We start from the raw sequence: 2,312 nt of genomic DNA on the forward strand, positions 1-2,312 counted from the left end.
CGGGCTTTGGGCGCCGTGTTGCGCGCGGCCCCCGGGCAAGGTTAGAATTATAAGGAGAGTTCTGGCGGAGGGAGGGTCTCGCCTTTTTGGGAACGCGGCTTTACGTCGTGCGGCACGGGGAAACCCTTTGGAACCACAGCCTCAGGTACCAGGGACATGCAGACGTGTCGCTTAACGAGCGGGGCGTAAGGCAGGCCGAGGCACTGGCGCGGCGCCTGAAGGACGAGCGTTTTGCGGCCTTTTACGCCTCCGACCTTACGCGGGCGGTGGAGACGGCGCGAATCATCGCGCGGCCCCACGGCGGCACGGTGGTCCCGGTGCCGGCGCTCCGGGAGATAAATTTTGGCGCCTGGGAGGGCTTGACGCGGGACGAGATCAAGGCGCGCTTTCCCGAAATCTCCCAGCAGTGGTGGACGGCGCCGTACGAGACGCGGCTGCCCGGCGGCGAGACGTTGCGGGAGGTAGCGGAGCGAGCCGTGGGGGCGCTCCTGGAAATCGCTGCGCGCCACGACGGCGAACAGGTGCTGGTCGTCTCGCACGGGGGGACAATCCGGGCCGCAATCGGCTCGCTTTTGCGGATGGACCTAAACCAGTACTGGCGGCTGCGCCAGGATAACACCGCGCTCAACATCCTCGAGATTTTTGAAGAGGGGAAGGCAATTTTAATGCTTTTTAACGATTGTAGCCACCTTAAAGAGCTTGATTCCTGAGGGATTAGAGATGCTCCAGTCACCGCTTTTCGTAACTGTTGGGCTGGTTCTCCTTTACCTCGTGGCGGCGGGGGTAGCCGCCTGGCTTCTGAGCGTGCTAGCGCGGGTTTTTCTGCTCCGGCTCGCCCGCGCCCTGCGGAGCGAGGTGGGAGAGCGGCTGGCGGTGATCTCGACCCGCCCGTTGGGGTTGGTTGGTTTTGTGCTTTTTCTTCACGTGGGGCGGGCTTACCTCGCGGCGCGGCCGGAGTACCGTACTGCTTTATTTCTCCCGTACCTTGATCGCGTTAATTTCCTGCTCATCGTCTTTTTCCTTACCTTGTGGGTTGACCGGATTTTCGGCGTCCTCTTCGACTGGTACCTCCGGAGCCTCGCGAAGCGCCCTTCCTTTGACCCCCAGTTTCTCTCCCTTTTCCGCTACGCGGGACGGATTACCATCTACTTCGTGGCGGTAACCGTCGCCCTGGGATACTTCGGGGTAAACTTAACGGGGTTCCTGGCGACGGCGGGGGTGGCTTCCTTGGCGATCGCTTTCGCCACCCAGGAAACCTTAAGCAATATGGTTGCGGGCGTTATCCTGATGCTCGACCGGCCCTTTCAAGTCGGCGACCGCATCGAGATTTTAGGAACCTCCCTCATCGGGGACGTTCTGGAGATCGGCACCCGGAGCACCAAGCTCCTCACGCTGGATAACACCGTGGCGGTTTTAGCAAACAAGGACCTCGTGGCCAGCCGGATCATTAACCATGCGCGGCCGGATCCTGGTGCCCGGGTCCGGGTTACTCTTGGCGTCCCCTACACGGCCGATGTCGGACGGGTGAAAGAGTTGATGCGGGCCGTGATAGCCGAGCACCCGGCGGTTTTGCCCGGACCGCCGCCGGCTGTATACCTCACCGAGTTTACCGAAACCCAGGTGCGGCTAACGGGAATCTTCGCGATTGCGGACCTTCGGGAAGCGGTGAGAGTTAAAGACGAGATAAATACCGCGCTTATAGAAAGGTTGCAGGCGGCGGGCATTTTCCCCAAATAAAAAATTAAAAAAGCCGCGGGGTTACCGCGGCTCGGCCAAGTTTTGCTCGGCAAACCTAATCATCCGGCGGACCATGTTCCCCCCGATCTTCCCGCCGATCCGGCCGCCGACGGCGCCGCAGAGGCGGGCCGGGACATCGCCCCAGTAACCTTCGCGGATGAAGCGGTCGAGGCCGAGCTCTCCCGCGACCTCGTACTTCATCCGGCGGAGCACCTCCCGGTAGTTCTCGGGGGGTGATCGCCGCAAAACCATAGGTTGGGTAGCCGATTTCGTTGGCCCCCTCGATTTTAAATAGGTCTAACGCGGAGGCTGCCTGCGGGACCAAAAGGCGCTTTTGCTTTTGGTTCGGCAAAGATTTCACCTCCGTTTTTATTTTCTCCGCCGGCGCCGGCTGGAAATGCGGGCCAAATTTAAGGGCTTAAAGACGGGTTTGCCTTTAAAGGGTGTTTTTATAAAGTTTTTTATTTTTAGTTTAGAGAGCAGAAGTTATGAAAAGATATCCAGCGCGGCAAGGGTCGCTGTGGCCTGAAAGGTGTGCAGCACTGTCGGGATCGCGCAGGGGCTGGGGGAGCGGG

Annotated in this window: 3 protein-coding genes and 1 pseudogene; 2 read left to right on the forward strand and 2 right to left on the reverse strand. The window is 60.2% G+C overall.

Features of this window, described 5'->3' with window-relative positions; translation table 11 throughout:
* The first annotated feature begins 86 nt into the window (after positions 1-86).
* Positions 87-710 carry an alpha-ribazole phosphatase gene (gene cobC, locus ACUVTA_RS05280; protein WP_445951929.1) on the forward strand — a complete coding sequence of 208 codons (624 nt, stop codon included), beginning with the start codon at positions 87-89 and terminating at the stop codon, positions 708-710.
* Between the two features lie 10 nt (positions 711-720).
* On the forward strand, positions 721-1,737 hold the full coding sequence (locus ACUVTA_RS05285) for a mechanosensitive ion channel family protein (protein WP_445951930.1): 1,017 nt from the start codon (positions 721-723) through the stop codon (positions 1,735-1,737).
* 21 nt (positions 1,738-1,758) lie between these two features.
* On the opposite strand, the gene ACUVTA_RS05290 is transcribed toward ACUVTA_RS05285, so the two are convergent.
* Together ACUVTA_RS05290 and ACUVTA_RS05295 are read right to left on the reverse strand one after the other, a co-directional pair.
* Positions 1,759-1,983 carry a small, acid-soluble spore protein, alpha/beta type gene (locus tag ACUVTA_RS05290; RefSeq protein ID WP_445951931.1) on the reverse strand — a complete coding sequence of 75 codons (225 nt, stop codon included), beginning with the start codon at positions 1,981-1,983 and terminating at the stop codon, positions 1,759-1,761.
* 46 nt (positions 1,984-2,029) lie between these two features.
* A pseudogene (locus ACUVTA_RS05295) lies at positions 2,030-2,098 on the reverse strand (hypothetical protein); the annotation flags it as partial.
* Positions 2,099-2,312: the final 214 nt, after the last annotated feature.

It is taken from the genome of Thermodesulfitimonas sp., from assembly GCF_052743955.1.